The organism is Curtobacterium sp. B18 (assembly GCF_000333375.1).
Classification (GTDB): Bacteria; Actinomycetota; Actinomycetes; order Actinomycetales; family Microbacteriaceae; genus Curtobacterium.
In genome coordinates this window covers 1-1,530 of the sequence record NZ_BACZ01000189.1, presented here as the reverse complement: position 1 = coordinate 1,530, position 1,530 = coordinate 1, and the positions used below count along the sequence as shown (strand labels likewise).

The window sequence follows — 1,530 nt, the reverse complement described above, 5'->3', positions numbered from 1 at the left end:
TCCGCGCACAGGTGACCGTCATGCGGGCACTCAACGCCGACTTCCCCGGCGGCGAGATCTCGTTCAACGAGTACGACGTCTGCTTCAACCTCTCCACCCAGCCCGGGCGACGCTGCCGGATGCGGGAACTGACCAGCCACCTGCTGCTCACCCAGCCGAGCGTCAGCCGCCTGGTCGACCGGCTCACCGCCCGCGGCATCGTCGAGAAGCAGCCCGACCCCGCCGATGCCCGCGGGGTCATCGTCGCCCTCACCCCGCACGGCTTCGACGTCTACCGGGCGGTCGCCGTCCAGCACGCGCAGACCATCGTCGACCAGGTCGGTGCCGGGCTCGACGAAGCCGAGCTCCGGACGCTCACCGAACTCTGCACGAAGCTCCGCACCGCCGCCGGGGCGTCGACGTCCCGTCGCGGCCCCCGGACGATGTCCGACGTCGACGTGGCGGCACGGTGACCGGCGCCCTGGTCTGGCTCCGCGACGACCTCCGTCTCGCGGACAACCCGGCCCTCCGCGCCGCGATCGACCACGGCGGCGCGGTCACCGTCGTGTACGTCCTCGACGAGGAGTCCGCCGGCATCCGCCCGATCGGTGCGGCGGCCCGGTGGTGGTTGCACCACTCCCTCACCGCGCTCGACGCCGAGCTCCGCGGCCGTGGGTCACGACTCGTCCTCCGCCGCGGGCCCGCGGCCGACGTCGTCCACGCGCTGGTGTCCGACACCGGCGCCGACGCGGTGTTCTGGAACCGACGCTACGGCCGGGCCGAACGGGACCTCGACGCCGGGATCAAGTCGGCCCTCACCGACGCGGGGACCGAGGCGCACAGCTTCGCCGCGGCCCTGCTCTGGGAACCGTGGACCGTCCTCACCGGTCAGGGCGAGCCGTACAAGGTGTTCACGCCGTTCTGGCGTGCGGCCCAGGCCATGCCGGAACCCCGCCACCCCCTGCCGAAGCCGCGGGACCTGCCGGCACCCGCCGACACGGCGAGCGACGACCTCGACGACTGGGGGCTGCTGCCGACCCACCCGGACTGGGCCGGCGGACTCCGTGATGCCTGGGAACCCGGCGAACGGGGTGCGCACCGGCGACTCGAGCACTTCGTGACCCACGCGCTCGAGGACTACGACCAGCGGGACGAACCCGCGATGGCAGCGACGAGCGACCTCTCCCCGCACCTGCGCTGGGGCGAGGTCAGCCCCTTCCAGGTCTGGCACCGCCTGCACGGCGAGCTCGAGCCCGAGCAGCGGAAGAACGCGTCGGCGTTCCTCCGGCAGCTCGCGTGGCGCGAGTTCAACTGGCACGAGTACTTCCACTGCGAGGACATCACCTCGGTGAACGTCCGACGCGAGTTCGACGCGTTCCCGTGGCGGGACGCACCCGACGCCGAGATCGACCGCTGGCGGCACGGCACGACGGGGTTCGACCTCGTCGACGCCGGCATGCGGGAGCTCTGGCACTCGGGCGCGATGCACAACCGTGTCCGCCTCGCGACGGCCAGCTTCCTCGTGAAGAACATGCTGGTCGACTGGCGGTC

2 protein-coding genes are annotated in these 1,530 nt (G+C 72.4%); both read left to right on the top strand.

Annotated features, from left to right (window positions below; all coding sequences use genetic code 11):
- Positions 1-452: MarR family winged helix-turn-helix transcriptional regulator (locus I5E_RS05095; protein ID WP_022906040.1), on the top strand; the 452-nt coding region annotated here is incomplete at its 5' end.
- Positions 449-1,530: cryptochrome/photolyase family protein (locus I5E_RS05090; RefSeq protein ID WP_022906039.1), on the top strand; the 1,082-nt coding region annotated here is incomplete at its 3' end. The genes I5E_RS05095 and I5E_RS05090, both read left to right, overlap by 4 nt.